Source organism: Pseudomonas sp. JQ36 (assembly GCF_053851495.1).
The window spans coordinates 4,910,040-4,934,377 of record NZ_CM132642.1 but is presented as its reverse complement, the minus strand read 5'-3'; the positions used below and the strand labels follow the sequence as shown (position 1 = coordinate 4,934,377).

At 60.1% G+C, this 24,338-nt stretch carries 23 protein-coding genes and 1 pseudogene; 18 read left to right on the top strand and 6 right to left on the bottom strand.

Annotated elements, in window-relative coordinates:
- Both ACS4NR_RS22315 and ACS4NR_RS22310 read right to left on the bottom strand, forming a co-directional pair.
- The gene (locus ACS4NR_RS22315) at positions 1–651 is read right to left on the bottom strand and encodes an HAD family hydrolase (RefSeq protein WP_095139717.1); all 651 of its coding nucleotides are present in this window, start codon (positions 649–651) and stop codon (positions 1–3) included.
- A 28-nt stretch (positions 652–679) separates the two neighbouring features.
- Positions 680–1,225, bottom strand: a complete 546-nt coding sequence (locus ACS4NR_RS22310) for a gamma carbonic anhydrase family protein (RefSeq protein ID WP_456018360.1) — start codon at positions 1,223–1,225, stop codon at positions 680–682.
- A gap of 62 nt (positions 1,226–1,287) precedes the next feature.
- On the opposite strand from ACS4NR_RS22310, the gene prlC reads away from it, so the two are divergent.
- Together prlC and ACS4NR_RS22300 are read left to right on the top strand one after the other, a co-directional pair.
- Positions 1,288–3,366, top strand: a complete 2,079-nt coding sequence (prlC, locus tag ACS4NR_RS22305) for an oligopeptidase A (RefSeq protein WP_456018359.1) — start codon at positions 1,288–1,290, stop codon at positions 3,364–3,366.
- Positions 3,363–3,647: a YheV family putative zinc ribbon protein gene (locus tag ACS4NR_RS22300; protein WP_007962808.1), complete on the top strand. Its 285-nt coding sequence runs from the start codon at positions 3,363–3,365 to the stop codon at positions 3,645–3,647. Before prlC ends, ACS4NR_RS22300 begins: the two co-directional genes overlap by 4 nt.
- Positions 3,648–3,692: 45 nt before the next feature.
- Here ACS4NR_RS22300 and ACS4NR_RS22295 read toward each other — a convergent pair whose 3' ends face one another.
- Complete coding sequence (locus ACS4NR_RS22295) at positions 3,693–4,337, bottom strand: dual specificity protein phosphatase family protein (RefSeq protein WP_456018358.1); 645 nt, start codon at positions 4,335–4,337, stop codon at positions 3,693–3,695.
- 303 nt (positions 4,338–4,640) lie between these two features.
- On the opposite strand from ACS4NR_RS22295, the gene ACS4NR_RS22290 reads away from it, so the two are divergent.
- The 4 genes from ACS4NR_RS22290 (at position 4,641) to ACS4NR_RS22275 (ending at position 9,621) form a co-directional block, all read left to right on the top strand.
- A complete protein-coding gene (locus ACS4NR_RS22290) occupies positions 4,641–5,387 on the top strand; it encodes a gluconate 2-dehydrogenase subunit 3 family protein (RefSeq protein ID WP_095139720.1) in 747 nt (248 codons plus the stop codon).
- Positions 5,388–5,389: 2 nt separating this feature from the next.
- On the top strand, positions 5,390–7,174 hold the full coding sequence (locus tag ACS4NR_RS22285; protein WP_047597066.1) for a GMC family oxidoreductase: 1,785 nt from the start codon (positions 5,390–5,392) through the stop codon (positions 7,172–7,174).
- Between the two features lie 12 nt (positions 7,175–7,186).
- Complete coding sequence (locus tag ACS4NR_RS22280) at positions 7,187–8,488, top strand: c-type cytochrome (protein ID WP_456018357.1); 1,302 nt, start codon at positions 7,187–7,189, stop codon at positions 8,486–8,488.
- 74 nt (positions 8,489–8,562) lie between these two features.
- Complete coding sequence (locus ACS4NR_RS22275; protein WP_166495097.1) at positions 8,563–9,621, top strand: PA0069 family radical SAM protein; 1,059 nt, start codon at positions 8,563–8,565, stop codon at positions 9,619–9,621.
- 85 nt (positions 9,622–9,706) lie between these two features.
- On the opposite strand, the gene ACS4NR_RS22270 is transcribed toward ACS4NR_RS22275, so the two are convergent.
- Complete coding sequence (locus ACS4NR_RS22270) at positions 9,707–10,288, bottom strand: hypothetical protein (RefSeq protein ID WP_456018356.1); 582 nt, start codon at positions 10,286–10,288, stop codon at positions 9,707–9,709.
- Between the two features lie 485 nt (positions 10,289–10,773).
- Here ACS4NR_RS22270 and ACS4NR_RS22265 point away from each other — a divergent pair, with 485 nt between their 5' ends.
- Positions 10,774–11,505 carry a carbonic anhydrase gene (locus ACS4NR_RS22265; protein WP_204893910.1) on the top strand — a complete coding sequence of 244 codons (732 nt, stop codon included), beginning with the start codon at positions 10,774–10,776 and terminating at the stop codon, positions 11,503–11,505.
- A gap of 89 nt (positions 11,506–11,594) precedes the next feature.
- A complete protein-coding gene (locus tag ACS4NR_RS22260) occupies positions 11,595–13,121 on the top strand; it encodes a SulP family inorganic anion transporter (RefSeq protein WP_095139725.1) in 1,527 nt (508 codons plus the stop codon).
- A 135-nt stretch (positions 13,122–13,256) separates the two neighbouring features.
- Here the strand turns inward: ACS4NR_RS22260 and ACS4NR_RS22255 are convergent, their stop codons facing one another.
- Positions 13,257–13,907: a hypothetical protein gene (locus ACS4NR_RS22255; RefSeq protein ID WP_456018355.1), complete on the bottom strand. Its 651-nt coding sequence runs from the start codon at positions 13,905–13,907 to the stop codon at positions 13,257–13,259.
- A 370-nt stretch (positions 13,908–14,277) separates the two neighbouring features.
- On the opposite strand from ACS4NR_RS22255, the gene coxB reads away from it, so the two are divergent.
- The 4 genes from coxB to ACS4NR_RS22235 all read left to right on the top strand — a co-directional run bounded on the left by coxB (position 14,278) and on the right by ACS4NR_RS22235 (position 18,668).
- Positions 14,278–15,405: a cytochrome c oxidase subunit II gene (coxB, locus tag ACS4NR_RS22250; RefSeq protein ID WP_456018354.1), complete on the top strand. Its 1,128-nt coding sequence runs from the start codon at positions 14,278–14,280 to the stop codon at positions 15,403–15,405.
- Between the two features lie 82 nt (positions 15,406–15,487).
- Positions 15,488–17,074 carry a cytochrome c oxidase subunit I gene (ctaD, locus tag ACS4NR_RS22245; RefSeq protein WP_047597053.1) on the top strand — a complete coding sequence of 529 codons (1,587 nt, stop codon included), beginning with the start codon at positions 15,488–15,490 and terminating at the stop codon, positions 17,072–17,074.
- 129 nt (positions 17,075–17,203) lie between these two features.
- Positions 17,204–17,755: a cytochrome c oxidase assembly protein gene (locus tag ACS4NR_RS22240; RefSeq protein ID WP_414894481.1), complete on the top strand. Its 552-nt coding sequence runs from the start codon at positions 17,204–17,206 to the stop codon at positions 17,753–17,755.
- A gap of 25 nt (positions 17,756–17,780) precedes the next feature.
- On the top strand, positions 17,781–18,668 hold the full coding sequence (locus tag ACS4NR_RS22235) for a cytochrome c oxidase subunit 3 (RefSeq protein ID WP_456018353.1): 888 nt from the start codon (positions 17,781–17,783) through the stop codon (positions 18,666–18,668).
- Between the two features lie 9 nt (positions 18,669–18,677).
- On the opposite strand, the gene ACS4NR_RS22230 is transcribed toward ACS4NR_RS22235, so the two are convergent.
- Positions 18,678–18,881 carry a twin transmembrane helix small protein gene (locus ACS4NR_RS22230; protein WP_003220344.1) on the bottom strand — a complete coding sequence of 68 codons (204 nt, stop codon included), beginning with the start codon at positions 18,879–18,881 and terminating at the stop codon, positions 18,678–18,680.
- 70 nt (positions 18,882–18,951) lie between these two features.
- Between ACS4NR_RS22230 and ACS4NR_RS22225 the strand changes: the two genes are divergently transcribed.
- The 6 genes and pseudogenes from ACS4NR_RS22225 to ACS4NR_RS22200 all read left to right on the top strand — a co-directional run bounded on the left by ACS4NR_RS22225 (position 18,952) and on the right by ACS4NR_RS22200 (position 24,333).
- Positions 18,952–19,692, top strand: a complete 741-nt coding sequence (locus tag ACS4NR_RS22225; RefSeq protein ID WP_456018352.1) for an SURF1 family protein — start codon at positions 18,952–18,954, stop codon at positions 19,690–19,692.
- Positions 19,658–20,251, top strand: coding sequence for a hypothetical protein (locus ACS4NR_RS22220; protein WP_456018351.1), 594 nt, complete (start codon positions 19,658–19,660; stop codon positions 20,249–20,251). The genes ACS4NR_RS22225 and ACS4NR_RS22220 overlap by 35 nt, the downstream gene beginning before the upstream one ends.
- Positions 20,252–20,261: 10 nt before the next feature.
- On the top strand, positions 20,262–21,341 hold the full coding sequence (locus ACS4NR_RS22215; RefSeq protein ID WP_115986486.1) for a COX15/CtaA family protein: 1,080 nt from the start codon (positions 20,262–20,264) through the stop codon (positions 21,339–21,341).
- Complete coding sequence (cyoE, locus tag ACS4NR_RS22210) at positions 21,329–22,228, top strand: heme o synthase (protein WP_456018350.1); 900 nt, start codon at positions 21,329–21,331, stop codon at positions 22,226–22,228. Before ACS4NR_RS22215 ends, cyoE begins: the two co-directional genes overlap by 13 nt.
- A complete protein-coding gene (locus tag ACS4NR_RS22205) occupies positions 22,225–22,860 on the top strand; it encodes an SCO family protein (protein WP_007962772.1) in 636 nt (211 codons plus the stop codon). The genes cyoE and ACS4NR_RS22205 overlap by 4 nt, the downstream gene beginning before the upstream one ends.
- A gap of 219 nt (positions 22,861–23,079) precedes the next feature.
- Positions 23,080–24,333, top strand: a pseudogene (locus ACS4NR_RS22200) (IS3 family transposase).
- The last annotated feature ends 5 nt before the right edge of the window (positions 24,334–24,338 follow it).

The window sequence follows — 24,338 nt, the reverse complement described above, 5'->3', positions numbered from 1 at the left end:
TCAGCGCCGCAAAAACGCCTGATGCAACTCGGCCAAAGTCTCAAAATGATAAGCCGGCGCCTCGGCACTCAACTCTTCAAAACTGCCAAAGCCATAACCCACCGCCGCCGCATCGATACCGTTGCTGCGCGCGCCGATCAGGTCATGTTTGCGGTCGCCGATCATCAGCGTGCTGGCCGGATCCAGCCCTTCTTCAGCAATCAGGTGCGCAATCAGCTCGACCTTGTTGGTCCGCGTGCCATCTAGCTCACTGCCGTAGATCACCTTGAAGTGCCGGGCAAAATCAAAGTGCCGGGCAATCTCGCGAGCAAATTCCCACGGCTTCGAAGTGGCGATATACAGCTGCCGTCCCTGCCCGCTCAGGGTTTCCAATAAAGGCGTAACACCATCAAACACGCGGTTTTCATACAGGCCGGTGACCTTGAATCGTTCGCGATAAAAATTCACCGCCTGCCACGCCTTGGCTTCATCAAAATCGTAAAACTGCATGAACGCCTGCAACAGCGGTGGGCCGATGAAGTGTTCGAGTTTGCTCAGATCCGGCTCGTCGATGCCGAGTTTGCTCAAAGCGAACTGGATGGAACGGGTGATGCCCTCACGCGGGTCGGTCAGGGTGCCATCAAGGTCGAACAGTACGGTCTGGTAATGCATGAGAAATCCCGAGCAGGTGTAGGTCGATTCAGAGCTGGTCGTAGCCTTCGGCCAGATGCAGGTTCTTGAGCTTCACGTAGTTCGCCGCGCTGTAGGTGAAGAAGGCGCGCTCCTTGTCGGTCAACGAGCGGACTTGTTTCACCGGGCTGCCCACGTACAGGAAACCGCTTTCCAGGCGCTTACCCGGCGGCACCAGGCTGCCGGCGCCGATGATCACATCGTCCTCGACTACCGCGCCGTCCATGACGATGCTGCCCATGCCGATCAACACGCGGCTGCCAACGCTGCAGCCATGCAGCATGACCTTGTGGGCAATGGTCACGTCATCGCCGATCAGCAACGGAAACCCGTCTGGGTTGAACGGCCCGGCGTGAGTGATGTGCAGCACGCAACCGTCCTGCACGCTGGTGCGCGCACCGATGCGGATACGGTGCATGTCGCCACGGATCACGGTCAGCGGCCAGACGGAGCTGTCTTCACCGATTTCGACGTCGCCGATTACCACCGCCGAGGCGTCGACAAACGCGCCTTTGCCGAGTTGCGGGGTGTGATTCTGGTACTTGCGAACGGACACGATAAGTTCTCTCTCTGTCGCCGATAGCTGCGGTGAGTGTCGATTGTAATTAAGATGGGTGCATGTTTCTTCCAGCCAAGGTGCCAACCGTGAGCGTGAACAACCCTCTTCTGCAGTCCTACGACCTGCCGCCGTTCTCCACGATCCGTGCCGAACACGTGCTGCCAGCCATCGAAACGATCCTGGCGGACAACCGCGCCGCCATCGCCGAAATTCTCAAGACCCAAGGCCAGAATCCGACCTGGGCCGGCCTGGTATTGGCGATGGACGAACTCAACGATCGCCTCGGCGCTGCCTGGAGCCCGGTCAGCCACCTCAACGCCGTGTGCAACAGCGCTGAACTGCGCGAAGCCTACGAGTCGTGCCTGCCGGCCCTGAGCGCCTACTCCACCGAGATGGGCCAGAACCGCGAACTGTTCCAGGCCTATGAAGCGCTGGCCAGCAGCCCGGAAGCCGCCGGTTTCGATGTGGCGCAAAAAACCATTCTGGAACACGCCCTGCGTGATTTCCGTCTGTCGGGTATCGACCTGCCGGAAGCCGAACAGAAGCGTTACGCCGAAGTGCAAAGCAAACTGTCCGAGCTGGGCAGCCGCTTCTCCAACCAGTTGCTCGACGCCACGCAAGCCTGGACCAAACACATCGCCGACGAAGCTGCCCTCGCCGGCCTGACCGATTCGGCCAAGGCGCAAATGGCTGCCGCCGCCCAGGCCAAAGGCCTCGATGGCTGGCTGATCACCCTGGAATTCCCGAGCTACTACGCGGTGATGACCTACGCCCAGGACCGCGCGCTGCGTGAAGAAGTCTATGCCGCCTACTGCACCCGCGCGTCGGATCAAGGCCCGAATGCCGGGCAGAACGACAACGGCCCGGTCATGGAAGAGATCCTCGACCTGCGTCAGGAACTGGCCAGACTGTTGGGTTTCGCCAGTTTCTCCGAGCTGAGTCTGGCGACGAAAATGGCCGAGTCCAGCGATCAGGTGCTGAGCTTCCTGCGCGACCTGGCCAAGCGCAGCAAGCCGTTCGCTGCGCAGGACTTGCAGCAGCTGCGCGCTTACGCCGCCGAACAGGGCTGCGCCGATCTGCAAAGCTGGGACAGCGGTTTCTACGGGGAAAAACTCCGCGAGCAGCGCTACAGCGTCGCTCAGGAAACCCTTCGCGCCTACTTCCCGATCGATAAAGTCCTCGGTGGTCTGTTCGCTATCGTTCAGCGTCTGTACGGCATCGAAATCGCCGAACTGAAAGGCTTCGACACCTGGCACCCGGACGTGCGCCTGTTCGAAATCAAGGAAAACGGCCAGCACGTCGGGCGCTTCTTCTTCGACCTCTACGCCCGCGCCAACAAGCGTGGCGGTGCGTGGATGGACGGCGCCCGCGACCGCCGCCGTACCGCTGACGGCGTGCTGCAAAGCCCAGTGGCCAACCTGGTGTGCAACTTCACCCCGGCCGACAGCGGCAAGCCTGCGCTGCTGACCCACGATGAAGTGACCACCCTGTTCCACGAATTCGGTCACGGCCTGCATCACCTGCTGACCCGCGTTGATCACGCCGGTGTCTCGGGGATCAACGGCGTGGCGTGGGATGCGGTCGAGCTGCCAAGCCAGTTCATGGAAAACTGGTGCTGGGAGCCGGAAGGCCTGGCGCTGATCTCCGGTCACTACGAAACCGGCGAGCCGCTGCCGCAAGACCTGCTGGAGAAAATGCTCGCGGCGAAGAACTTCCAGTCCGGCCTGATGATGGTGCGGCAGTTGGAATTCTCGCTGTTCGACTTCGAACTGCACGCCACCCATGGTGACGGCCGCAGCGTGGCGCAAGTACTGGAAGGCGTGCGCGATGAGGTGTCGGTGATGCGTCCACCGGCGTACAACCGCTTCCCCAACAGCTTCGCGCACATCTTCGCCGGCGGTTACGCGGCGGGCTATTACAGCTACAAGTGGGCGGAAGTGCTGTCGGCGGATGCCTTCTCCAGGTTCGAAGAAGACGGCGTGCTCAATGCCGAGACCGGCCGCGCGTTCCGCGAAGCAATTCTCGCGCGTGGCGGTTCGCAGGCACCGATGGTGCTGTTCGTCGACTTCCGTGGCCGTGAGCCATCGATTGACGCACTCTTGCGCCATAGCGGCCTGAGTGAGGACGCGGCAGCATGAGTGAGGCACCTGTGATTACCAAGAAGCGCTTTATCGCCGGGGCTGTCTGCCCGGCGTGCAGCGAACCGGACAAGTTGATGATGTGGAACGAGGACAGCGTGCCGCACCGTGAGTGCGTGGCCTGCGGATACTCGGATACGCTGAACGAGCAAGGGCTGTCGGTTCCCAAGGAACTGGGCACGCGGGTCAATACCAGCGCGCTCAAGCCGGCGCCGGACAAAACCGTCCAGGCTGTGCAGTTCTTTCCGAATCCGAAGCTGAAGAAAAAGTCCGAAGACTGAGCCGGCGAATGACCCTCCACGGTGCAATGCCGTGGAGGGTGCGGCCTACTTGAGGTTGACCGACTGGAACCAACTCTTCATCGAGCAGGTGGCAAAGGCACTGGTGCTGCAGTCGCCGTTGGCCAGTGCGGTGCGCAGTTTGTCGACATCAGCCTGCATCACATAACGCACGCCATCCTTGAAATGGCCGCTTTCACCAAAACCACCCTGAGTCATTTCGTTCAGCGCGTCTTCCTTGCTCCAGCCCTGCACCACGATCCGGTACATCGCCGCCATCAGGCCGGTGCGGTCGGAACCATGTTTGCAGTGCATCAGCACCGGGCCATTGGCTTCGGCAGCCTGAATCACGCGTAACGTTTTGAGCACATCGGCGTCATCGACATGGTTGGTGTGATAAGGCAATTGCACTTGATTGATGTCGGGCTCAGACAGCCAACGGCTATCGGCTTCCGGCAGGAAGTTGATCACCGTCGCCACTTTCAGGTTCTTCAGCAACGGCACCACACCGCCATCGGGCAAGGCGCTGCGGTACAGCGTTGGCGACATCTGGAACAGGTTGTATTGCTCTTGCACCGGTTGCGCCCACTCCGGAGGACGCGAGGGTGCAGTAGCGTCAGCCTGGGCCGGAATCAGGTGCAGCAGCGCAACAATCGACAAACACAAAGCAGGGAAAAGGCGCACTCGAGACATGCTGGCTGACCGTATCGGAATTCATAACGAAAGGCCTCGCAGCTTGTGCGTCTCACGGTCAAAGCCCTGTGAGGCACTTGTCAAAGAATTGTGAATCCGTGCGATTTCATTGAGACACGCATAAAAACCGGCGGCTTTTTTCCGCTGAATCGGTTTATCCCGATGCATAGCCTGCTACCATTTGTCACACGATGTTGCAGGCGTCCCCCTTTTCCCGGTCAAACGGGCCTCACGCCGCGACGAAAAAATGCTCAAGCCGTTCGCAGAAACGGACAACCATCAATGCCTGATGAGGTGCACCCCATGTCTGATGCAGATCGAGACAACCCGCGGCGTGAGTTCTTGCGCAAATCCCTGACCCTGATTCCTGTGGTCACCCTTGCCGGTACCGGCTTGGGCAGCAGCGTGTTGCAAGCGGCGCCCGAGGCGGCCCCGGCGACGCCCGCAGCATCCCCTGCCAAGGCGGATGCCAGCGCTTACCAACCAAGCTATTTCACCGCCGAGGAATGGGCTTTCATCAACGCTGCCGTAGCGCACTTGATCCCCAACGACGAGCAAGGCCCGGGTGCCCTGGAAGCCGGCGTGCCGGAATACATCGACCGCCAGATGAACACCCCGTATGCCGCCGGTGCCCTCTGGTACATGCAAGGCCCGTTCAACGCCGACGCTGCGCCGGAGATGGGCTGGCAGAGCAAACTGGTGCCAAAAGAGATCTATCGCCTGGGCATCGCTGCCACGGATCAGTGGGCAAAATCGCTCAACGGTAAAACATTTGCCGAGCAAGACAGCGCTACCCGAGAGAATTTGCTCAAGCAGCTCGAAGCCGGAAAACCGCAGTTCGATGCGGTTCCAGCGAAGATTTTCTTCAATCTGCTGCTGCAAAACACCAAGGAAGGGTTCTTCTGCGACCCGATCCACGGTGGCAATAAAGGCATGGTCGGCTGGACCATGATCGGCTTTCCCGGCGCCCGCGCCGATTTCATGGATTGGGTAGAACGCAACGAGCAATACCCCTTCCCGGCAGTGTCGATTCGCGGCGAGAGGGCTTGAGCATGGCAACCGTAATGAAGAAGGTCGACGCCGTGATCGTCGGTTTTGGCTGGACTGGCGCGATCATGGCCAAGGAGCTGACCGAGGCCGGGCTCAACGTGCTGGCGCTGGAGCGCGGGCCGATGCAGGACACCTACCCCGACGGCAACTATCCACAGGTGATCGACGAACTCACCTACAGCGTGCGCAAAAAACTCTTTCAGGACATCTCGAAAGAAACCGTCACTATCCGCCACAGCGTCAACGACATCGCCCTGCCGAATCGCCAGTTGGGTGCGTTCCTGCCGGGCAATGGTGTCGGCGGCGCCGGTCTGCACTGGTCGGGCGTGCACTTTCGCGTCGATCCGATCGAACTGCGTATGCGCAGCCACTACGAAGAGCGTTACGGCAAGAGCTTCATCCCCAAGGACATGACCATCCAGGACTTCGGCGTCAGCTATGAAGAGCTGGAGCCGTTCTTCGATTTCGCCGAAAAAGTCTTCGGCACCTCCGGCCAGGCCTGGACCGTGAAGGGCCAACTGGTCGGTCAGGGCAAGGGCGGTAACCCTTACGCACCGGATCGCTCTAATCCGTTCCCGTTGGAAGCGCAGAAAAACACCGTTTCCGCACAGCTGTTCGGCAAAGCGGCGACAGAGGTCGGTTACAAACCCTACAACCTGCCGTCGGCGAATACTTCAGGTCCGTACACCAATCCCTACGGCGCACAGATGGGCCCATGCAACTTCTGCGGGTTCTGCAGCGGCTACGTTTGCTACATGTACTCCAAGGCCTCGCCGAACGTGAACATTCTGCCAGCGCTCAAGCCCCTGCCGAATTTCGAGCTGCGGCCCAACTCGCATGTGCTGCGCGTCAACCTCGACAGCACCAAGTCCAAGGCCACCGGCGTGACTTACATCGACGGCCAGGGCCGCGAGATCGAGCAACCGGCGGATCTGGTGATCCTCGGCGCCTTCCAGCTGCACAACGTGCGGCTGATGCTGCTGTCGGGCATCGGCAAACCGTACGACCCGATCAGCGGCGAAGGCGTGGTCGGGCGTAACTTCGCCTACCAGAACATGGCGACCATCAAGGCGTTCTTCGACAAGGACACCCACACCAACAACTTCATCGGTGCCGGCGGCAACGGCGTGGCGCTGGACGATTTCAACGCCGACAACTTTGACCACGGCCCGCACGGCTTCGTCGGTGGCTCGCCAATGTGGGTCAACCAGGCGGGCAGCCGACCGATTGCCGGCACCTCGAACCCGCCCGGCACCCCGGCCTGGGGTAGCCAGTGGAAGCGCGCGACCGCCGATTACTACACCCACCAGGTGTCGATGGACGCCCACGGCGCGCACCAGTCCTACCGTGGCAACTACCTCGATCTGGATCCGGTGTACCGCGATGCCTACGGCTTGCCGCTGCTGCGCATGACCTTCGACTGGCAGGAAAACGACATCAAGATGAACCGCTTCATGGTCGAGAAAATGGGCAAGGTCGCTCAAGCCATGGGCCCGAAAGCCATCGCGGTGATCGGCAAGCAGGTCGGTGATCACTTCAACACCGCGGCCTACCAGACCACCCACCTCAACGGCGGCGCAATCATGGGCACCGATCCGAAGAAGAGCGCGCTGAACCGTTACCTGCAGAGCTGGGACGTGCACAACGTTTTCGTACCGGGCGCGTCGGCGTTCCCGCAAGGCTTGGGTTACAACCCGACCGGGCTGGTGGCGGCATTGACCTACTGGTCGGCCAAGGCAATCCGCGAGCAGTACCTGAAAAACCCCGGCCCGCTGGTTCAGGCATAAGGAGCGATGACCATGAAGAATATCGTTATCGCGACCCTGGCCCTGCTCGGCAGCACGGCTGTACACGCCGCCGACGTCGATCAGGCGTTGATCAAACAAGGCGAATACCTCGCCCGCGCGGGTGACTGCGTGGCCTGCCACACCGCCAAGGGCGGCAGACCGTTCGCTGGCGGCCTGCCAATGGAAACCCCGATCGGCACGATCTATTCGACCAACATCACCCCGGACAAAACCGGCGTCGGTGATTACAGCTTCGAGGACTTCGACAAAGCGGTGCGCCACGGCGTCGCCAAAAACGGTAGTACGTTGTACCCGGCGATGCCGTATCCGTCCTACGCCCGGGTCAGCGAAACCGACATGCAGGCGCTGTACGCCTACTTCATGCACGGTGTCGAACCGGTGGCGCAGCAGAACAAGGCCAGCGACATCCCATGGCCGCTGAGCATGCGCTGGCCGCTGATGGGCTGGCGCTGGCTGTTCGCGCCGAAGGTCGAGGACTACAAGGCCACCTCGGATGATCCGGTGATTGATCGCGGCGCCTACCTGGTCGAAGGCCTCGGCCATTGCGGCGCCTGCCATACGCCACGGGCCCTGACCATGCAGGAAAAATCCCTGAGGGCAGCGGACGGCAAGGACTTCCTCGCCGGCAGTGCACCGCTGGAAGGCTGGATCGCCAAGAGCCTGCGCGGTGATCACAAGGATGGCCTGGGCAGCTGGAGCGAAGCGCAACTGGTGCAGTTCCTCAAGACCGGCCGCAGCGACCGCAGTGCAGTCTTCGGTGGCATGAGCGATGTGGTCACCCACAGCATGCAGTACATGACCGACGCCGACCTCACTGCGATCGCCCGCTACCTCAAGTCGCTGCCCGCAACTGATCCGAACGATCAGCCGCATCAGTACGACGAGAAAGCGGCCAAAGCCCTGTGGAACGGCGACGACAGTCAGCGCGGCGCAGCGGTGTACATCGACAACTGCGCGGCCTGCCACCGTACCGACGGCCATGGCTACACTCGGGTGTTCCCGGCATTGGCCGGTAACCCGGTGCTGCAATCGGAGGATCCGACCTCGCTGATCCACATCGTGCTCAAGGGCGGCACCCTGCCGGCCACTCACACGGCGCCATCAACCTTCACCATGCCGGGCTTCGCCTGGCGCTTGTCGGATCAGGAAGTGGCGGATGTGGTGAGCTTTATCCGTGGCAGCTGGGGCAATAAAGGGACGCCGGTGAAAGCCGCTGACGTTGCCGAGCTACGCAAGGAGGATATGAAGCACACCTCCGGCGATGACCTCGGTCAGGTTACACAGCACAACTGACCAGTCGCCCGACGGCACTAGCCAGATGAGCAACGCCCCGATACTGTGTGCATATACAGTATCGGGGCGTTTTCATGTCTACTCCATTGCCACCACGGGGTCGCGGCACCGCGACCAACCCGCACAACCGCTTTGCACCGAACCGTTCGGTAGCCGAGGACGACGGCTGGCATCAGGAAGTGCCGGAGACGCAGAACACCGAGGTGATGATCGAGACCGCGAAAACCATCATCACCCGCAACACCTCGCCAGACCTGCCCTTCGACCGGTCGATCAATCCTTATCGCGGCTGCGAGCACGGTTGCATCTATTGCTATGCGCGACCGAGCCATGCCTATTGGGACATGTCGCCGGGGCTGGATTTCGAAACCCGGCTGATCGCCAAGACCAACGCCGCCCAGGTGCTGGAACAACAGTTGAACAAACGCGGTTACCAATGCGCGCCAATCAACCTTGGCTCCAACACCGATCCGTATCAGCCCATCGAACGCGAGCACAAGATCACCCGTCAGACCCTTGAAGTGCTGCTGCGCTACCGGCACCCGGTGACCATTGTCACCAAGGGTTCGCTGATTCTGCGCGACCTCGACCTGCTCACCGAGCTGGCGCAGCAACGGCTGGTGGCGGTGATGATCAGCCTGACCACCCTCGACGACGAACTCAAACGCATCCTCGAACCGCGAGCCGCTGCGCCGAAAGCACGGCTGCGGGCGATCCGGGTGATGCGCGAAGCGGGCATTCCGGTGGGGGTGCTGTGTTCGCCGATGATTCCGATGATCAACGACAGCGAAATCGAGAGCCTGCTGACCGAAGCCCATGCGGCTGGTGCGCAAAGCGCCGCGTACATGATGCTGCGCCTGCCGCTGGAAGTGGCGCCGTTGTTCGAGGAATGGTTGCAGGCGCACTATCCGCAGCGCGCGGCTCATGTCCTGAGCCTGATCCGCCAGAGCCGAGGCGGCGAACTCTACGACAGCCGTTTCGGCGCGAGAATGCGCGGCGAGGGACCGTTCGCCGACCTGCTGGCGCAACGTTTCGCCAAAGCCATTAAACGTCTCGGTTTAAACCATCGTGAGGGCTATAACCTCGACTGCACGGCCTTCTGTCCGCCAGGGGCACAAATGGCTCTGCTGTAGGCAGAGCGCAAAACAATAAAAAATCGCCTGATGGAGTCTGGCTCCATCAAGCGATTACTTAGAACTACTGGCTTCGGAGAAGCTGTTACTTGAACCAGTTACTGATCCAGTCGACGATGCGTCGGGCGGTATCTTTGATGTTTTCCAAAGCGTTTTTCACCCACTCGACAAACTGCTCAACAATATTGCTGACCCAGAAATAGATCTCGTTGTATAACTTGCTGAAAAACGCCATGATCTGGTCCGACACAGAAAGGATTGCCCCCTGAGTCGCCGGATACTTTTCACCAATATCAATAGCCTTATCGAACATATCATCGATCATTTTGTTGGAAGATTCTTTCTGCGCTGCACGCTTCTCCTCCATACGCTTCCTGAACTCCTCGCTGGCAGCGTCACCACCACCGCTTTCCTTGAGCCGCTCGGTGTCCGCGGTGATCTGATTCTGAATTTCATTGGTGTTAACGGCACCGTTTCTTTGCGAATCTTCTTTCAAGCCTTCAACTGCCGCGGTTTCTTCCGGTGTCAGCGAAGTGAGCGCAGAAACCGTTGGATAAACCGGTTTGACCAGAGCTTGGCGGCGCGCCCCAGGCGTATGATCGCAACTTGCCTTATGAAATTCGCGCAATGCATTCATGGTAGTAACAAAAGTAGTTTGAGTTGTCATTTTTTCAATCCCTGAATAATTAATTAGACGGACACACTAATCATGCCCGCCAAAAAACTATAGGAATAAAACGATTGAGCCACAACAACCTAGTCATTTCAAAATAATAAACCCGACCACAAATAGATCAACTAACATGAGACTCAAGCCAACTAATACTAACTTCCTACCCATTATCAAATTAAAAAATTCTTCAGCTTGATCGCGCGGCCTTCTGTCCGCCGGGTCGCCACATGTCGTTGATTTAGCGACAATCAGCTTATGGTTGAGGGTTGGAATCCTTGCGTCGAAACACGCCAGTCACGTTTTTTGTGACCTGGAACACACGTTCTAGAGCGCTTGATTCAGTTTGAGTTAAGTTTCGGCGGCTACCTTGTTCATCGAGTGACTGATGGGTCGGGATGGCCCGGATGTTTTAAACAGCCACTGGCTTCATACCGGAATACACGGGAACGACTCCCCGAATCCGCCAAAGAGGATGAATCATGAGTGACAAGGATAAACAGCCGTTGGCTGCGTCGGCGCAAGCCGTCCCTGGGGCGGAATCCGCCGATGCAGCGCTGCGAACCATCGTTGACGGCTTTTTGCATTTTCATCATGAGGTCTTTCCCCAGCAGGAAGAACTCTTCAAGAAACTCGCCACGGCGCAATCGCCGCGGGCGATGTTCATCACCTGTGCCGACTCGCGCATCGTGCCCGAGCTGATCACCCAGAGTTCGCCGGGCGATCTGTTCGTGACCCGTAACGTCGGCAACGTCGTACCGCCTTACGGCCAGATGAACGGTGGCGTTTCCACCGCCATCGAATACGCGGTGCTGGCGCTGGGCGTGCAGCACATCATCATCTGCGGCCACTCCGATTGCGGCGCCATGCGCGCGGTGCTCAATCCGGACAGCCTGGAAAAAATGCCGACGGTCAAAGCCTGGCTGCGCCACGCCGAAGTGGCAAAAACCATGGTCCACGAAAACTGTAACTGCGCCGACGAAAAAGAAAGCATGCCGATCCTCACCGAGGAGAACGTCATCGCCCAACTGCAGCACTTGCGTACCCATCCTTCAGTAGCCTCACGCATGGCGAACGGTCAGCTGTTCATCCATGGCTGGGTCTACAACATCGAAACCAGTGAAATCAAAGCTTACGACGCGGATCAGGGATGCTTCCTGCCGCTCGACGGCAGCCATCCGATTCCGGTGGCGACGCCCAAAGCGCGCTTCTAAATCCTCCTAAAAATCTGTGTGGCATGACGCCGGCCGCTGTTCAGCGGCCCGGCTTCGCCACGCCTGAAGAAAGCTTCGGGAGAGTCATCATGCGTGCTGCTCAATTGAAAGCGGTGTTGCCACGGGAGCTGCTGGCTTCGGTGGTTGTGTTTCTGGTCGCGTTGCCGCTGTGCATGGGCATTGCGATCGCTTCCGGGTTGCCGCCGGCCAAAGGTCTGATCACCGGGATCATCGGCGGTCTGGTGGTGGGTTGGCTGGCGGGCTCGCCGTTGCAGGTCAGCGGGCCGGCTGCCGGTCTGGCGGTGTTGGTGTTCGAGCTGGTGCGCCAGCACGGGATCGAGATGCTCGGGCCGATTCTGTTGCTCGCCGGTTTCCTGCAACTGGTGGCCGGGCGCCTGAAGCTCGGGTGCTGGTTTCGGGTGACGGCCCCAGCGGTGGTCTACGGCATGCTCGCCGGGATTGGTGTGCTGATCGTGCTCTCACAAATCCATGTGATGCTCGATGCCAAACCGCAACCGTCCGGGCTGGATAACCTCACGGCGTTCCCCGGCGCAGTGGCGCAAGCCTTGCCGTCGTTCGGCTGGCAGGCCGGATTGCTCGGCCTGGCGACCATTGCGGTGATGTGGCTGTGGGAGAAGTTTCGCCCGCATTCGCTGCGTTTCATTCCCGGTGCGCTGCTCGGCGTCGGTCTGGCCACGGGCGCCAGTCTGCTGCTGGCGTTGCAGGTGAAACGGGTCGAAGTGCCGGAGAACCTGGCCGAAGCCATCGACTGGCTGAAACCGGCGGACTTGCTCAGCCTCGCTGATCCAACCCTGCTGATTGCGGCTTTTGCCGTGGCGTTCATTGCCAGCGCCGAAACCCTGTTGTCTGCAGCGGCTGTAGACCGCATGCACAGCGGTGTGCGCTCGGACTTCGACCGTGAGCTGTCGGCGCAAGGTGTCGGCAACATGCTCTGCGGTCTGGTCGGTGCGTTGCCGATGACCGGGGTGATCGTGCGCAGCTCGGCCAACGTCCAGGCCGGTGCGACCACCCGATACTCGACGATCTTCCATGGTCTGTGGCTGCTGGCGTTCGTGCTGTTGCTGTCGAGCGTGCTGCAAAGCATTCCGGTGGCGAGTCTGGCAGGCGTGTTGGTGTACACCGGGTTCAAACTGGTCGATCTCAAAGCGTTTCGAGGCCTGGGTCGTTATGGACGGATGCCGATGTTCACCTACGCCGCCACGGCGCTGGCGATCATCTTCACCGACCTGCTGACCGGTGTGCTGATCGGTTTCGGTCTGACGATGTTGAAATTGGCGTTCAAGGCTTCGCGGCTGAAGATCAGCCTGATCGATCTGCCGCAGGACGGCGAGATGGAATTGCGTCTGGTGGGCGCGGCGACGTTCCTCAAGGTGCCGGCGCTGACCCAGGTGCTGGGCAGTATTCCGCAGGGCACGACAGTGCATGTGCCGCTCAATAACCTGAGCTACATCGACCATTCATGTCTGGAATTGCTGGAAGAGTGGGGCCGGGCGAATGCGGCCAAGGGGTCGAAACTGGTGATCGAGTCGCGCGGGTTGAAGCGACGGCTTGAGGGACGGATTCGGACCAATACCGGGATCGGTGCGGCTGGTTAAACCTGATCTTGAAATACCCCTGTGGGAGGGGGCTTGCTCCCGAAGGCGGTGGGTCAGTCGACATTGATAGTGACTGATCCACCGCCTTCGGGAGCAAGCCCCCTCCCACAATCGGCATTTGTACCGGGCTTTGAATCAGGCGGCAGGCTGATCCAGCTCCAGGCCCACGCCCAGGCGGCGGCCCATGCATGGCCAGCGCTTCCAGGCCGCGCCGGTGTCCGGGCTGCTCAGTTTATCGCGGTAGGCTTCTACCGATTCCAGCGCAAAACTCTCGTCGTTGAGCATCTCGTCGATGGCGTGATGCACGGCTTCGTCCAGTTGATTGGCAAATTCCTCACCGATCAGTTGGTGAGCAATCAGATTGGCGACCGTCATGTCCAAGGGGATCAGTGGCTGGCCTAAATGCTTGATGTACAGGTCGTTGACCTCTTCGACAAAGCGGTGCGCCAGATAGGCTTCGTCCAGCAGGCTGTCCAGACCGACATGCCCGGACATGATGGCCGGCGGCTGGAGGAAATACTGCTCGGCGATTTTCAGCACCGGTTTGATCTGCGATTCGATCCCCGCTTCCTTGGCGACTTCGTTGGCTGCATCCAGCAGGTCTGGTACTTCATCGATATAGGCGGCGACAAAACGCGTCAGCACGCCGTTGGCGTCGGCTTCCGGCAACTGGATCGCCGGGTGTAAATGAGGCAGTTTGCTTTCCAGCTGACGGGTCAGCAGGCCGGTTTCCTTCTCGTGTTTTTGGGCTTTTTGGATCTGCTCGCGCAATGCGGCGGTGTTCATGAAAACTCCAGGGAACAAGGCAATGAAATAGGGAAGACATAAGTTAGCTGGCTTACGAAAAATGCTAAGACGCATTTGTCATAATTATTTCATCCTTGATGCAGCAGCGTTATATCGGTTCGCCACCACTCGTCTGCATCCTTCTCCATTCGTACCCTTGAGCGCAAGCCCCGGCTGTTTCAGATCATTTACTCCTCAACATTGCAATTCCCGATGGCTGTCTATACTCGCCATTGAATGGAGTTAGCTGATGACGCCCGACTGCACCCGCAGCAAGGCCCGGCGATTCAAGTTCGTAGTCTGATGCAGCCGCTCCCTTGCCGCAGGCGTTACGCCTCCGGGATAACAAGAACGATAAGGGGAACCCGCAATGATGCGACATCCACACGTCTGGATGGGCCTCCTGTTGTGGTCGATTTTCAGCCCGGCGCATGCGGCCTGGACTGTGAATATGGCGCCTGGAGCGACTGAAATCAGTCACGCAGTATTCGACCTGCACATGACCATTTTCTGGATATGTGTGGTGATCGGGATCATCGTCTTCGGCGCCATGTTCTGGTCGATGATCGTGCATCGTCGCTCGACCGGGCAGGTCGCCGCAAAATTCCACGAAAGTACCACCGTCGAAATTCTCTGGACTGTCGTGCCGCTGCTGATCCTGGTGGCGATGGCGGTCCCGGCGACCGCCACCCTGATCCGCATGTACGACACCAGTGAGCCGGATATCGATATCCAGATCACCGGTTACCAGTGGAAGTGGCACTACAAATACCTGGGACAGGACGTCGAGTTCTTCAGCAACCTGGCCACCCCCGCCGAACAGATCCACAACAAGGAAGCCAAGGGCGAGCACTACCTGCTCGAAGTCGACAAGCCGCTGGTGCTGCCGGTCGGCGCCAAGGTGCGCTTCCTCGTGACCTCCGCCGACGTTATCCACTCCTGGTGGGTGCCGGCCTTCGCGGTCAAACGCGATGCGATCCCGGGGTTCGTCAATGAAGCCTGGACGCGCGTCGACAAGCCCGGCCTCTACCGTGGCCAGTGCGCTGAATTGTGCGGCAAGGATCACGGTTTCATGCCGATCGTGGTCGAGGTCAAGGACAAGGCCGACTACGAGACATGGCTCGCCGAGCGCAAAGCCGAGGCCGCGCAGCTTAAAGAGCTGACCAGCAAGGAATGGACCCTCGACGAACTCAAGGAGCGCGGCGACAAGGTCTATCACACCACCTGCGTGGCCTGTCACCAGGCCGAAGGTCAGGGCCTGCCGCCAATGTTCCCGGCACTCAAAGGTTCGAAAATAGCCACCGGGCCGATCAAGGATCACTTGAGCATTGTCTTCCACGGCAAGCCCGGCACCGCCATGGCTGCGTTCGGCAAGCAGCTGTCGGAGGTCGATATCGCCGCGGTCGTGACCTACGAACGTAACGCCTGGGGCAACAACAAGGGCGACATGGTCACGCCAAAAGAAGTGCTGGAGCTCAAACAGGCGCAAAGCAAATGAGCCGGTCTATCGCGTACTTCGTGAACCGGCCGGGGCAACGCGCCCCGGCCCGCCCCGTCCACTCACGTAAAGGAGACCGGCCATGAGCGCTGTAATCGATGACCACGGTCATGCCGACCACGCCCACGGCCCCGCCAAAGGCCTGATGCGCTGGGTGCTGACCACCAACCACAAGGACATCGGCACGCTGTACCTGTGGTTCGCGTTCTGCATGTTCCTGCTCGGCGGCACGTTCGCCATGGTGATCCGCGCCGAGCTGTTCCAGCCCGGGCTGCAGATCGTCGAACCGGCGTTCTTCAACCAGATGACCACCATGCACGGTCTGGTGATGGTCTTCGGGGCGGTGATGCCGGCGTTCGTCGGCCTCGCCAACTGGATGATCCCGTTGATGATCGGCGCGCCGGACATGGCCCTGCCACGGATGAACAACTTCAGTTTCTGGCTGCTGCCGGCGGCATTCCTGCTGCTGGTCTCGACCCTGTTCACCGCCGGTGGCGGGCCGAACTTCGGCTGGACGTTCTATGCGCCGCTGTCGACGACTTACGCGCCGGAAAGCGTGACGTTTTTTATCTTCGCCATCCACTTGATGGGGATCAGTTCGATCATGGGCGCGATCAACGTGGTCGCGACCATCCTCAACCTGCGCGCCCCCGGCATGACCCTGATGAAAATGCCGCTGTTCGTCTGGACCTGGCTGATCACCGCGTTTCTGCTGATCGCAGTGATGCCGGTACTGGCCGGGTGCGTGACGATGATGCTGATGGACATCCACTTCGGCACCAGTTTCTTCAGTGCCGCCGGTGGCGGTGACCCGGTGTTGTTCCAGCATGTGTTCTGGTTCTTCGGCCACCCCGAGGTGTACATCATGATCCTGCCGGCCTTCGGCGCCGTCAGCCAGATCATCCCGACCTTCTCGCGCAAGCCGCTGTTCGGCTACACCTCGATGGTCTATGCGACGGCGAGCATCGCGTTCCTGTCGTTCATCGTGTGGGCGCACCACATGTTCGTGGTCGGCATCCCGCTGGTGGGCGAGTTGTTCTTCATGTACGCGACCATGCTCATCGCCGTGCCCACCGGGGTGAAGGTGTTCAACTGGGCCAGCACCATGTGGCAGGGCTCGCTGACTTTCGAGACGCCGATGCTGTTTGCCGTGGCGTTTGTAATCCTGTTTTCCATCGGCGGTTTCTCCGGTCTGATGCTGGCCATCGCCCCGGCGGACTTCCAGTACCAGGACACCTACTTCGTGGTCGCGCACTTCCACTACGTGCTGGTGCCGGGGGCGATCTTCGGGATCTTCGCCTCGGCCTATTACTGGCTGCCGAAGTGGACCGGGCACATGTACGACGAAACCCTCGGCAAGCTGCACTTCTGGCTGTCGTTCGTCGGCATGAACCTGACCTTCTTCCCGATGCACTTTGTGGGGTTGGCGGGGATGCCACGGCGGATTCCGGACTACAACCTGCAGTTCGCCGACTTCAACATGGTCTCCTCGATCGGCGCGTTCATGTTCGGCGCCACGCAGATCTTCTTCCTGTTCATCGTGATCAAGACCATTCGCGGCGGCGCGCCGGCCCCGGCCAAGCCGTGGGATGGCGCCGAAGGCCTGGAGTGGAGCGTGCCGTCGCCGGCGCCGTATCACACCTTTACCACGCCGCCGGAAGTGAAATGAAACGCCTGGCCTTTGTGGGAGGGGGCTTGCTCCCGAATGCCTCAGATCATTCAACTCATGTGTTGAATGATGAATGGCATTCGCGAGCAAGCCCGCTCCCACAGGGGGTCTCGGTGGAGGCTGACAATCATGGCTGACTCGATCTCGCTGAAAAAACTGGTCACCCGGCTGCTGGGAGTCGTGGTCGCAATGTTTGTCTTCGGCTTTGCCCTGGTGCCGATCTACGACGTGATGTGCAAGGCCTTCGGCATCAATGGCAAGACTGGAGGGCAGTACGAGGGTGAGCAGGTGGTTGATACCTCTCGCCAGGTGCGCGTGCAGTTTCTCTCGACCAACACCGCCGACATGCCGTGGGACTTCTATCCCAAACACGATGAGTTGACCGCCAACCCCGGCGCGGTCAACGAGATGATTTTCATCGCGCGCAATCCCACCGACAAACCGATGAGTGCGCAAGCTGTGCCGAGCATCGCGCCGAGCAACGCTGCGGCGTATTTCCACAAGACCGAATGCTTTTGCTTTACCCAGCAGGTGCTGCAGCCGGGTCAGCAGATCGAGATGCCGGTGCGTTTCATCGTTGACCGCGACATGCCCAAGGACGTGAAGCACCTGACGCTGTCCTACACGCTGTTCGATATCACCGCCCGACATCCTCCGGTGGCTGTAAACACTGGCGGTTAAGCGTGCCCGATAAGGAGAACAATAAATGGCAACTCATGAGCATTATTTCGTTCCGGCCCAGAGCAAGTGGCCGATCATTGCCACGATCGGCATGCTCGTCACCGTGTACGGCCTGGCCGTCTGGTTCAACGATCTGAAGGCCGCGCGCCCGGAATCTCACGGCCCGCTGATCTTTTTCATCGGTGGCCTGCTGGTGGCGTACATGCTGTTCGGCTGGTTCGGCACGGTGATCAAGGAAAGCCGCGCGGGACTTTACAGCGCACAGCTGGATCGCTCGTTCCGCTGGGGCATGAGCTGGTTCATCTTCTCCGAGGTGATGTTCTTCGTCGCCTTCTTCGGTGCGCTGTTCTACGTGCGGCACATTTCCGGCCCGGCGCTGGGTGGCGAAGGCCCGAAAGGCATCGCCCACATGCTCTGGCCGAACTTCCAGTTCACCTGGCCGTTGCTGCACACCCCGGACCCGAAACTGTTCCCGCCGCCCAAGGAAGTCATCAGCCCGTGGGGCCTGCCGCTGATCAACACGATTCTGCTGGTCAGCTCCAGCGTCACCATCACCATCGCCCACCATGCCTTGAAGAAGGGCCATCGCGGGGCGCTGAAAATCTGGCTGGCGATCACCGTGCTATTGGGCTGTGCGTTCCTCGGTTTCCAGGCGGAGGAATACATTCACGCTTATCACGAACTGGGCCTGACCCTGGGTTCGGGCATCTACGGCGCAACGTTCTTCATGCTCACCGGTTTCCACGGCGCCCACGTGACCATCGGCACGATCATTCTGTTCGTGATGCTGATGCGCATCATGAAGGGCCACTTCGACAACGAGCACCAGTTCGGTTTCGAAGCGGCGAGCTGGTATTGGCACTTCGTCGACGTGGTGTGGATCGGCCTCTTTATCTTCGTTTACGTAATCTGAGGATCTGCATTACCAAGGCGCATGCGACACCAGTTGGCCGCTGTAAAAGCCCCAGGCAATCAAGCCGACGGTGGCAGCGGCCAGTGCCACCCGAACACTCAAGGCGATCACCAGGCGATTCGAACTGCTGTCGTCCTTGACCAGGAAAAACAGGCCGCTGAACAGGCTGATCACCGTGGCAATCAGCAGCAGGACGATGGCTGCTTTGAGCATGGGAAGACTCCGGGGGACAGGCGATGCAGTTGAGTATAGCGATCGCGACGACTGACTTTATGGCGCGGCCATGAAGCGCTTTCGCCCGGGCGTGATACCGACCGTGGTGGTGGCGCTGTTGCTGCCACTGCTGGTGTCGCTGGGTTTCTGGCAACTGGGCCGCGGCGCGGAGAAAACCGCCCTGCTCGCCACTTACGCCGAGCGCCGCGCGGCTGACCCGATGGCCAGCAGCGAATTGCTGCATAGCATCGACCCGGCTTATCGCCGTGTGCATCTGCACGGCCAGTTCGATGCCGCGCACAGTCTGTTGCTCGACAACCGCCAACGCGACGGCAAGGTCGGCGTCGAGTTGCTGCAACCGTTTCAGGATCAACGCAGCGGCCAGTGGCTGCTAGTCAATCGCGGCTGGTTGCCGTGGCCGGATCGCCGCGTGCCGCCGCAATTCACCACACCTTCCGACGCATTGACTGTCGACGCCTGGGCCTACGTTGCCCCCGGTGCGACCTTCCAGTTGCACGCCGACCCGGCCAGCAGCACCTGGCCGCAAACCATCACCGCCGTCGAGCCGGCCAGGCTGTGGAAAACCCTCGAACGTGACGGCTTCGCCTACGAACTTCGCGCCGAACCCGGCCCCGCCAGCTATGAGGCCGACTGGCCGGTAGTGGCCATGGGCCCGGAAAAACACCTCGGTTACGCCGTGCAGTGGTTCGCGATGGCCACCGCCCTGCTCGGTCTCTATCTCTACCTTGGATTGCACAACGCAAAGGAGAACCACCATGGGAACGGCCATGAATCCACCCAGCATGTCTGAGGCGAAAACCCCGGCCACCCGCCGTCGCGGGCGGATCCAGCTGTTGCTGATTGTGCTCGGCGTGGTCGGCCCGATGCTGCTCGCCACCGGCATGTACAAATTGCAGTTCTGGGTACCGGAGGGTCGCAGCTATCACGGCGAGCTGATCGGCAACGGCCAGACCCGCGGCGACCTCGGTGTGCAGGCCGACGAGCAACGCTGGCAGATGCTGGTGACCGCGCCGAAGGATTGCGCGGTGGACTGTCAGCAACTGGTGTACCTCGCCCGGCAGATCCAGATCGGTCTCGGCCGCGACGCCGGACGCGCCAGCCATGCCCTTGCCGCTGCCCAACCGCTGGGCTCCGAGTACGAAGCCAAGCTGAGCCGCGAATACCCGCAGCTGCAACGCTATCCGCTGGACAGCGCAGCGTTGAGCAAGGCCAACGGCGACAAGGCCACGCCGCAGCTGTGGATCATCGACCCCCACGGCAACCTCGTACTGCGCTACGACCCGAGCGTGAAGGGTAAGGATCTGCTCAACGACCTGCGTCATCTGCTGAAACTGTCGAACATCGGATAAGGGCATCGTCATGGCCAAACCTGGATTTCGCCTCGCGCTGTTTGCCACCCTGCTGGCACTGATCGTCGTGCTGCTCGGCGCCTACACCCGCCTGACCCACGCAGGCCTCGGCTGTCCGGACTGGCCGGGCTGCTACGGCTTTATCAGCGTGCCGAAAAGCGAAGCCCAACTGGCCCATGCCGAATTGCACTATCCCGACTCGCCAGTAGTGGCGCACAAGGGCTGGAACGAGATGATCCACCGTTACTTCGCGGGCACTCTCGGCCTGCTGATTGCGATTCTGGCCGGGCGCGCCTGGGTTAATCGTGGTCATCCGGGTCAGCCACTGAAACTGCCGCTGTTTCTGCTGGCGGTGGTGTTCGCCCAGGCAGCGTTCGGCATGTGGACGGTGACGCTCAAGCTCTGGCCGCAAGTGGTCACCGGGCATTTGCTCGGCGGCTTTGCGACCTTGAGTCTGTTGTTTTTGCTGACGTTGCGATTGTCCGGGGTGCTGCCGGCGCTTACCGTGCCCAAGCGTTTGCAATATTGGGCGACCGCAGGATTGTTGTTGGTAATCGGCCAGATCGCACTGGGTGGTTGGGTCAGTTCCAACTACGCGGCGGTAGCCTGCGTCGACTTCCCGACCTGTCACGGCCAATGGCTGCCACCGGCAGACTTTGCCAACGGTTTTCACCTGACGCAGCACATCGGCCCCAATTACCTCGGCGGACAACTCGACAGCGACGCGCGCACGGCGATTCACCTGACTCATCGCATCGGCGCGCTGCTGGTGACGATCGTCCTGCTCGGTCTGGCCTGGCAACTCAGGGCCGTCGGCATGACCCGGCTCGCCGGGCTGGTGCTGGTCGCCCTCGGCGCACAGATCACGCTCGGCATCAGCAACGTGCTGTTCCATCTGCCGCTGCCAGTGGCCGTGGCGCACAACGCCGGTGGCGCCGCGCTGCTGCTGAGCATGGTGCTGGTCAATTACCACGCGCGCACCAGTCTGGTCCGGGTCAAACAGCCGGTGCTCGCGCGCTGGCGCCTCAGCCCGCGTAAACACGTGGCGGCGCCCATCACTATTAAAGGAGAAACGCCGTGGCGATTCTGATTGGCGAACGCCCGCATCAGGCGATCTGGCGTGACTATCTGGAGCTGACCAAGCCGAAAGTGGTGGTGCTGATGCTGATCACCTCGCTGGTCGGCATGTTCCTCGCGACCCGCGCCGGGGTGCCGTGGACGGTGCTGGTGTTCGGTAATCTGGGGATCGCGCTATGTGCCGGCGGCGCGGCGGTGGTCAATCATGTGGTGGATCGGCGCATCGATGCAGTGATGGCGCGCACCCATAAACGGCCATTGGCCGAGGGCCGGGTTTCGCCGGCAGCGGCGCTGACTTTTGCGCTGGTGCTGGCGCTGCTCGGGCAGGCGATGCTGCTGACCTTCACCAATCCGCTGACCGCCTGGCTGACGCTGGCTTCGCTGCTCGGTTACGCAGTGATCTACACCGGCTTCCTCAAACGCGCGACGCCACAGAATATCGTCATTGGCGGTCTCGCCGGTGCCGCCCCACCGTTGCTCGGCTGGACCGCCGCCACCGGCCATGTCAGCGCCGAACCGTTGTTGCTGGTGCTGATCATCTTCGCCTGGACCCCGCCGCACTTCTGGGCGCTGGCGATTCATCGCAAGGAGGAATATGCCAAAGCCGACATCCCGATGCTGCCGGTGACCCACGGCGAGCACTACACCAAAGTGCACATTCTGCTGTACACCTTCGCCCTGCTGGCGGTGAGCCTGTTGCCGTACGTGATCCATATGAGCGGCCTGCTGTATCTAGTTTGCGCGCTGGCGCTGGGCGCAAGGTTTCTGCAATGGGCCGTGGTGCTGTACCGTGGCACTCGGCCGCACGCGGCGATCAACACCTTCAAGTACTCTATTTGGTACTTGTTCCTGTTGTTCATCGCCCTGCTCGTAGACCACTACTTACTGTTGAACCTATGACTCGAACCCAGAAAACCGTCTTCATCCTCGTCGCCGTGATCGCGCTGATCCTGGGACTGACCGTCAACAAAGTGCTGAGTGGCAAGGGCCAGGGCGACCCCACCGCGCTGATCGACGCCGGTATCATCCTGCTGCCGCAGAGCCGCACGTTGCCGGGCGTGACCATGACCAATCAGGACGGCCAACCGGTCGCCATCGACGAGTTGAAAGGCAAGTGGAGCCTGCTGTTCTTCGGCTACACCTTCTGCCCGGACATCTGCCCGACCACCCTCGCGCAGCTGCGCCAGATCAAGAGCGAGTTGCCCAAAGATGCTGTGGATAAGTTGCAGATCGTGCTGGTCAGCGTCGACCCGAATCGCGACAACCCGCAGCAGTTGAAGCAGTATCTGGGCTACTTTGATCCACAGTTCGTGGGCCTGACACCGAAGTCGATTGAAGAGCTGCAGAAGGTGGCGAATGCCGTGAGCATTCCGTTCATTCCAGCCGATACCAGCAAGCCGAACTACACGGTGGATCACAGCGGCAACCTGGCGGTGATCGGCCCGGACGGCACGCAGCGCGGGTTCATCCGTGCGCCGCTGAACAACGCCAAACTGGTTGCGCAGCTGCCGGTGATGCTTAACCGCAAGTAGCAACACCACTGAACCAGTGTGGGAGCGGGCTTGCTCGCGAATGCAGTGGGTCAGATAAAGAAATGTTGGCTGACACACCGCATTCGCGAGCAAGCCCGCTCCCACAGGGACGGTGTTCCGGGCACAAAAAAGGGGGCGCTCATGGCGCCCCCTTTTCGTTGCAGCTGTCCCGTCCTGAATAAGGTTTACACCTTCTGATCTGTTTTTCAGGAGGACGTAATGGAATCAGCAAAAAGGCGTAGTCAGCGAGACTACACGCTGACCTTTAAATTGTCGGTCGTCGATCAGGTCGAAAAAGGCGAGCTGAGTTATAAAGAGGCTCAGGAGCGCTACGGGATTCAAGGCAAAACGACCGTTCTGACGTGGTTACGCAAGCACGGTCGGCAGGATTGGAGCCCAGGCAGATACATTGGCTCGCCGAGGATGGGGTCTATGCCCGACAAAAACCGACCATTAACGCCAGAGCAACGCATCAAAGAGCTTGAAGAGCAGTTAGCTCTGTCCAATCAGAAAGCGCAGTTTTTCGAGGCGGTCGTGGATGTCTTGAAGAATGACTACGGTCTCTCTGTCGTAAAAAAGCGTCCCGGCAAGTCCTCGCGCAAAAACGAATCAAAAACCTGAGCATCAGCAGGGCTTGCCAGTTCATGGGGATAAGCCGACAGGCTTACTACAAACGCAATCGCGCCGATGCTGCTCGTCTGGGGCTGGATCAGAAGGTTGCCGATTTCGTTCAGCAAAAACGTCAGCGGCAGCCGCGTTTGGGCACCCGAAAGCTGCATTACTTGCTGCATTGCCAGCCCCAACTTGAACTGCAAGTGGGTCGAGATCGGCTGTTTTCGATTCTGCGGGAAAGACGTTTATTGGTAGCTCGCAAGCGGTCTTATCACAAGACGACCAATAGTCATCATCGCTTTCACCGCCACCCGAACCTGCTCAAGCCAGGTCCTGATCAGGTTGTTCCAAGCGGCCCGGAACAAGTCTGGGTGGCTGACATCACCTATTTGCCCACTCAGGACGGTGTGGCCTATCTGAGCCTGGTAACGGATGCTTTTTCGCGAAAGATCGTGGGCTATCACGTCCATGAAAGCCTTCACACCGAGTCGGTAGCACAGGCACTGCGCCGGGCGGTAAAGCACCGTCGGACAGAGCAGCCGTTGGTGCATCATTCAGATAGAGGTATCCAATATTGCTCGGGGATGTACCAAGCGTTGCACGCGAAGTACGGTATTCGATGCTCAATGACGGACGGCTATGACTGCTACCAAAATGCCTTGGCAGAGCGGGTCAACGGGATATTAAAGACAGAGCTTATGCTCCAGCGACCACAGGATTTAACGCAGGCGAAGAAGATGGTGAGTGAGTCGGTATCGATCTACAACGGTGAGCGTCCGCACCTGTCTTTGAAATACAAAACGCCCGATGCGGTGCATCGGGCGTCAGGGTGAAACAGGTGTAAACCTATTTCAGGACTAGACAAG

Bases quoted from the DNA above. Each gene is read 5' to 3' on its own strand.
- ACS4NR_RS22315 (WP_095139717.1), bottom strand. From the start codon at position 651: ATGCATTACCAGACCGTACTGTTCGACCTTGATGGCACCCTGACCGAC.
- prlC (WP_456018359.1), top strand. From the start codon at position 1,288: ATGTTTCTTCCAGCCAAGGTGCCAACCGTGAGCGTGAACAACCCTCTT.
- ACS4NR_RS22300 (WP_007962808.1), top strand. From the start codon at position 3,363: ATGAGTGAGGCACCTGTGATTACCAAGAAGCGCTTTATCGCCGGGGCT.
- ACS4NR_RS22295 (WP_456018358.1), bottom strand. From the start codon at position 4,337: ATGTCTCGAGTGCGCCTTTTCCCTGCTTTGTGTTTGTCGATTGTTGCG.
- ACS4NR_RS22290 (WP_095139720.1), top strand. From the start codon at position 4,641: ATGTCTGATGCAGATCGAGACAACCCGCGGCGTGAGTTCTTGCGCAAA.
- ACS4NR_RS22285 (WP_047597066.1), top strand. From the start codon at position 5,390: ATGGCAACCGTAATGAAGAAGGTCGACGCCGTGATCGTCGGTTTTGGC.
- ACS4NR_RS22280 (WP_456018357.1), top strand. From the start codon at position 7,187: ATGAAGAATATCGTTATCGCGACCCTGGCCCTGCTCGGCAGCACGGCT.
- ACS4NR_RS22275 (WP_166495097.1), top strand. From the start codon at position 8,563: ATGTCTACTCCATTGCCACCACGGGGTCGCGGCACCGCGACCAACCCG.
- ACS4NR_RS22270 (WP_456018356.1), bottom strand. From the start codon at position 10,288: ATGACAACTCAAACTACTTTTGTTACTACCATGAATGCATTGCGCGAA.
- ACS4NR_RS22265 (WP_204893910.1), top strand. From the start codon at position 10,774: ATGAGTGACAAGGATAAACAGCCGTTGGCTGCGTCGGCGCAAGCCGTC.
- ACS4NR_RS22260 (WP_095139725.1), top strand. From the start codon at position 11,595: ATGCGTGCTGCTCAATTGAAAGCGGTGTTGCCACGGGAGCTGCTGGCT.
- ACS4NR_RS22255 (WP_456018355.1), bottom strand. From the start codon at position 13,907: ATGAACACCGCCGCATTGCGCGAGCAGATCCAAAAAGCCCAAAAACAC.
- coxB (WP_456018354.1), top strand. From the start codon at position 14,278: ATGATGCGACATCCACACGTCTGGATGGGCCTCCTGTTGTGGTCGATT.
- ctaD (WP_047597053.1), top strand. From the start codon at position 15,488: ATGAGCGCTGTAATCGATGACCACGGTCATGCCGACCACGCCCACGGC.
- ACS4NR_RS22240 (WP_414894481.1), top strand. From the start codon at position 17,204: ATGGCTGACTCGATCTCGCTGAAAAAACTGGTCACCCGGCTGCTGGGA.
- ACS4NR_RS22235 (WP_456018353.1), top strand. From the start codon at position 17,781: ATGGCAACTCATGAGCATTATTTCGTTCCGGCCCAGAGCAAGTGGCCG.
- ACS4NR_RS22230 (WP_003220344.1), bottom strand. From the start codon at position 18,881: ATGCTCAAAGCAGCCATCGTCCTGCTGCTGATTGCCACGGTGATCAGC.
- ACS4NR_RS22225 (WP_456018352.1), top strand. From the start codon at position 18,952: ATGAAGCGCTTTCGCCCGGGCGTGATACCGACCGTGGTGGTGGCGCTG.
- ACS4NR_RS22220 (WP_456018351.1), top strand. From the start codon at position 19,658: ATGGGAACGGCCATGAATCCACCCAGCATGTCTGAGGCGAAAACCCCG.
- ACS4NR_RS22215 (WP_115986486.1), top strand. From the start codon at position 20,262: ATGGCCAAACCTGGATTTCGCCTCGCGCTGTTTGCCACCCTGCTGGCA.
- ACS4NR_RS22205 (WP_007962772.1), top strand. From the start codon at position 22,225: ATGACTCGAACCCAGAAAACCGTCTTCATCCTCGTCGCCGTGATCGCG.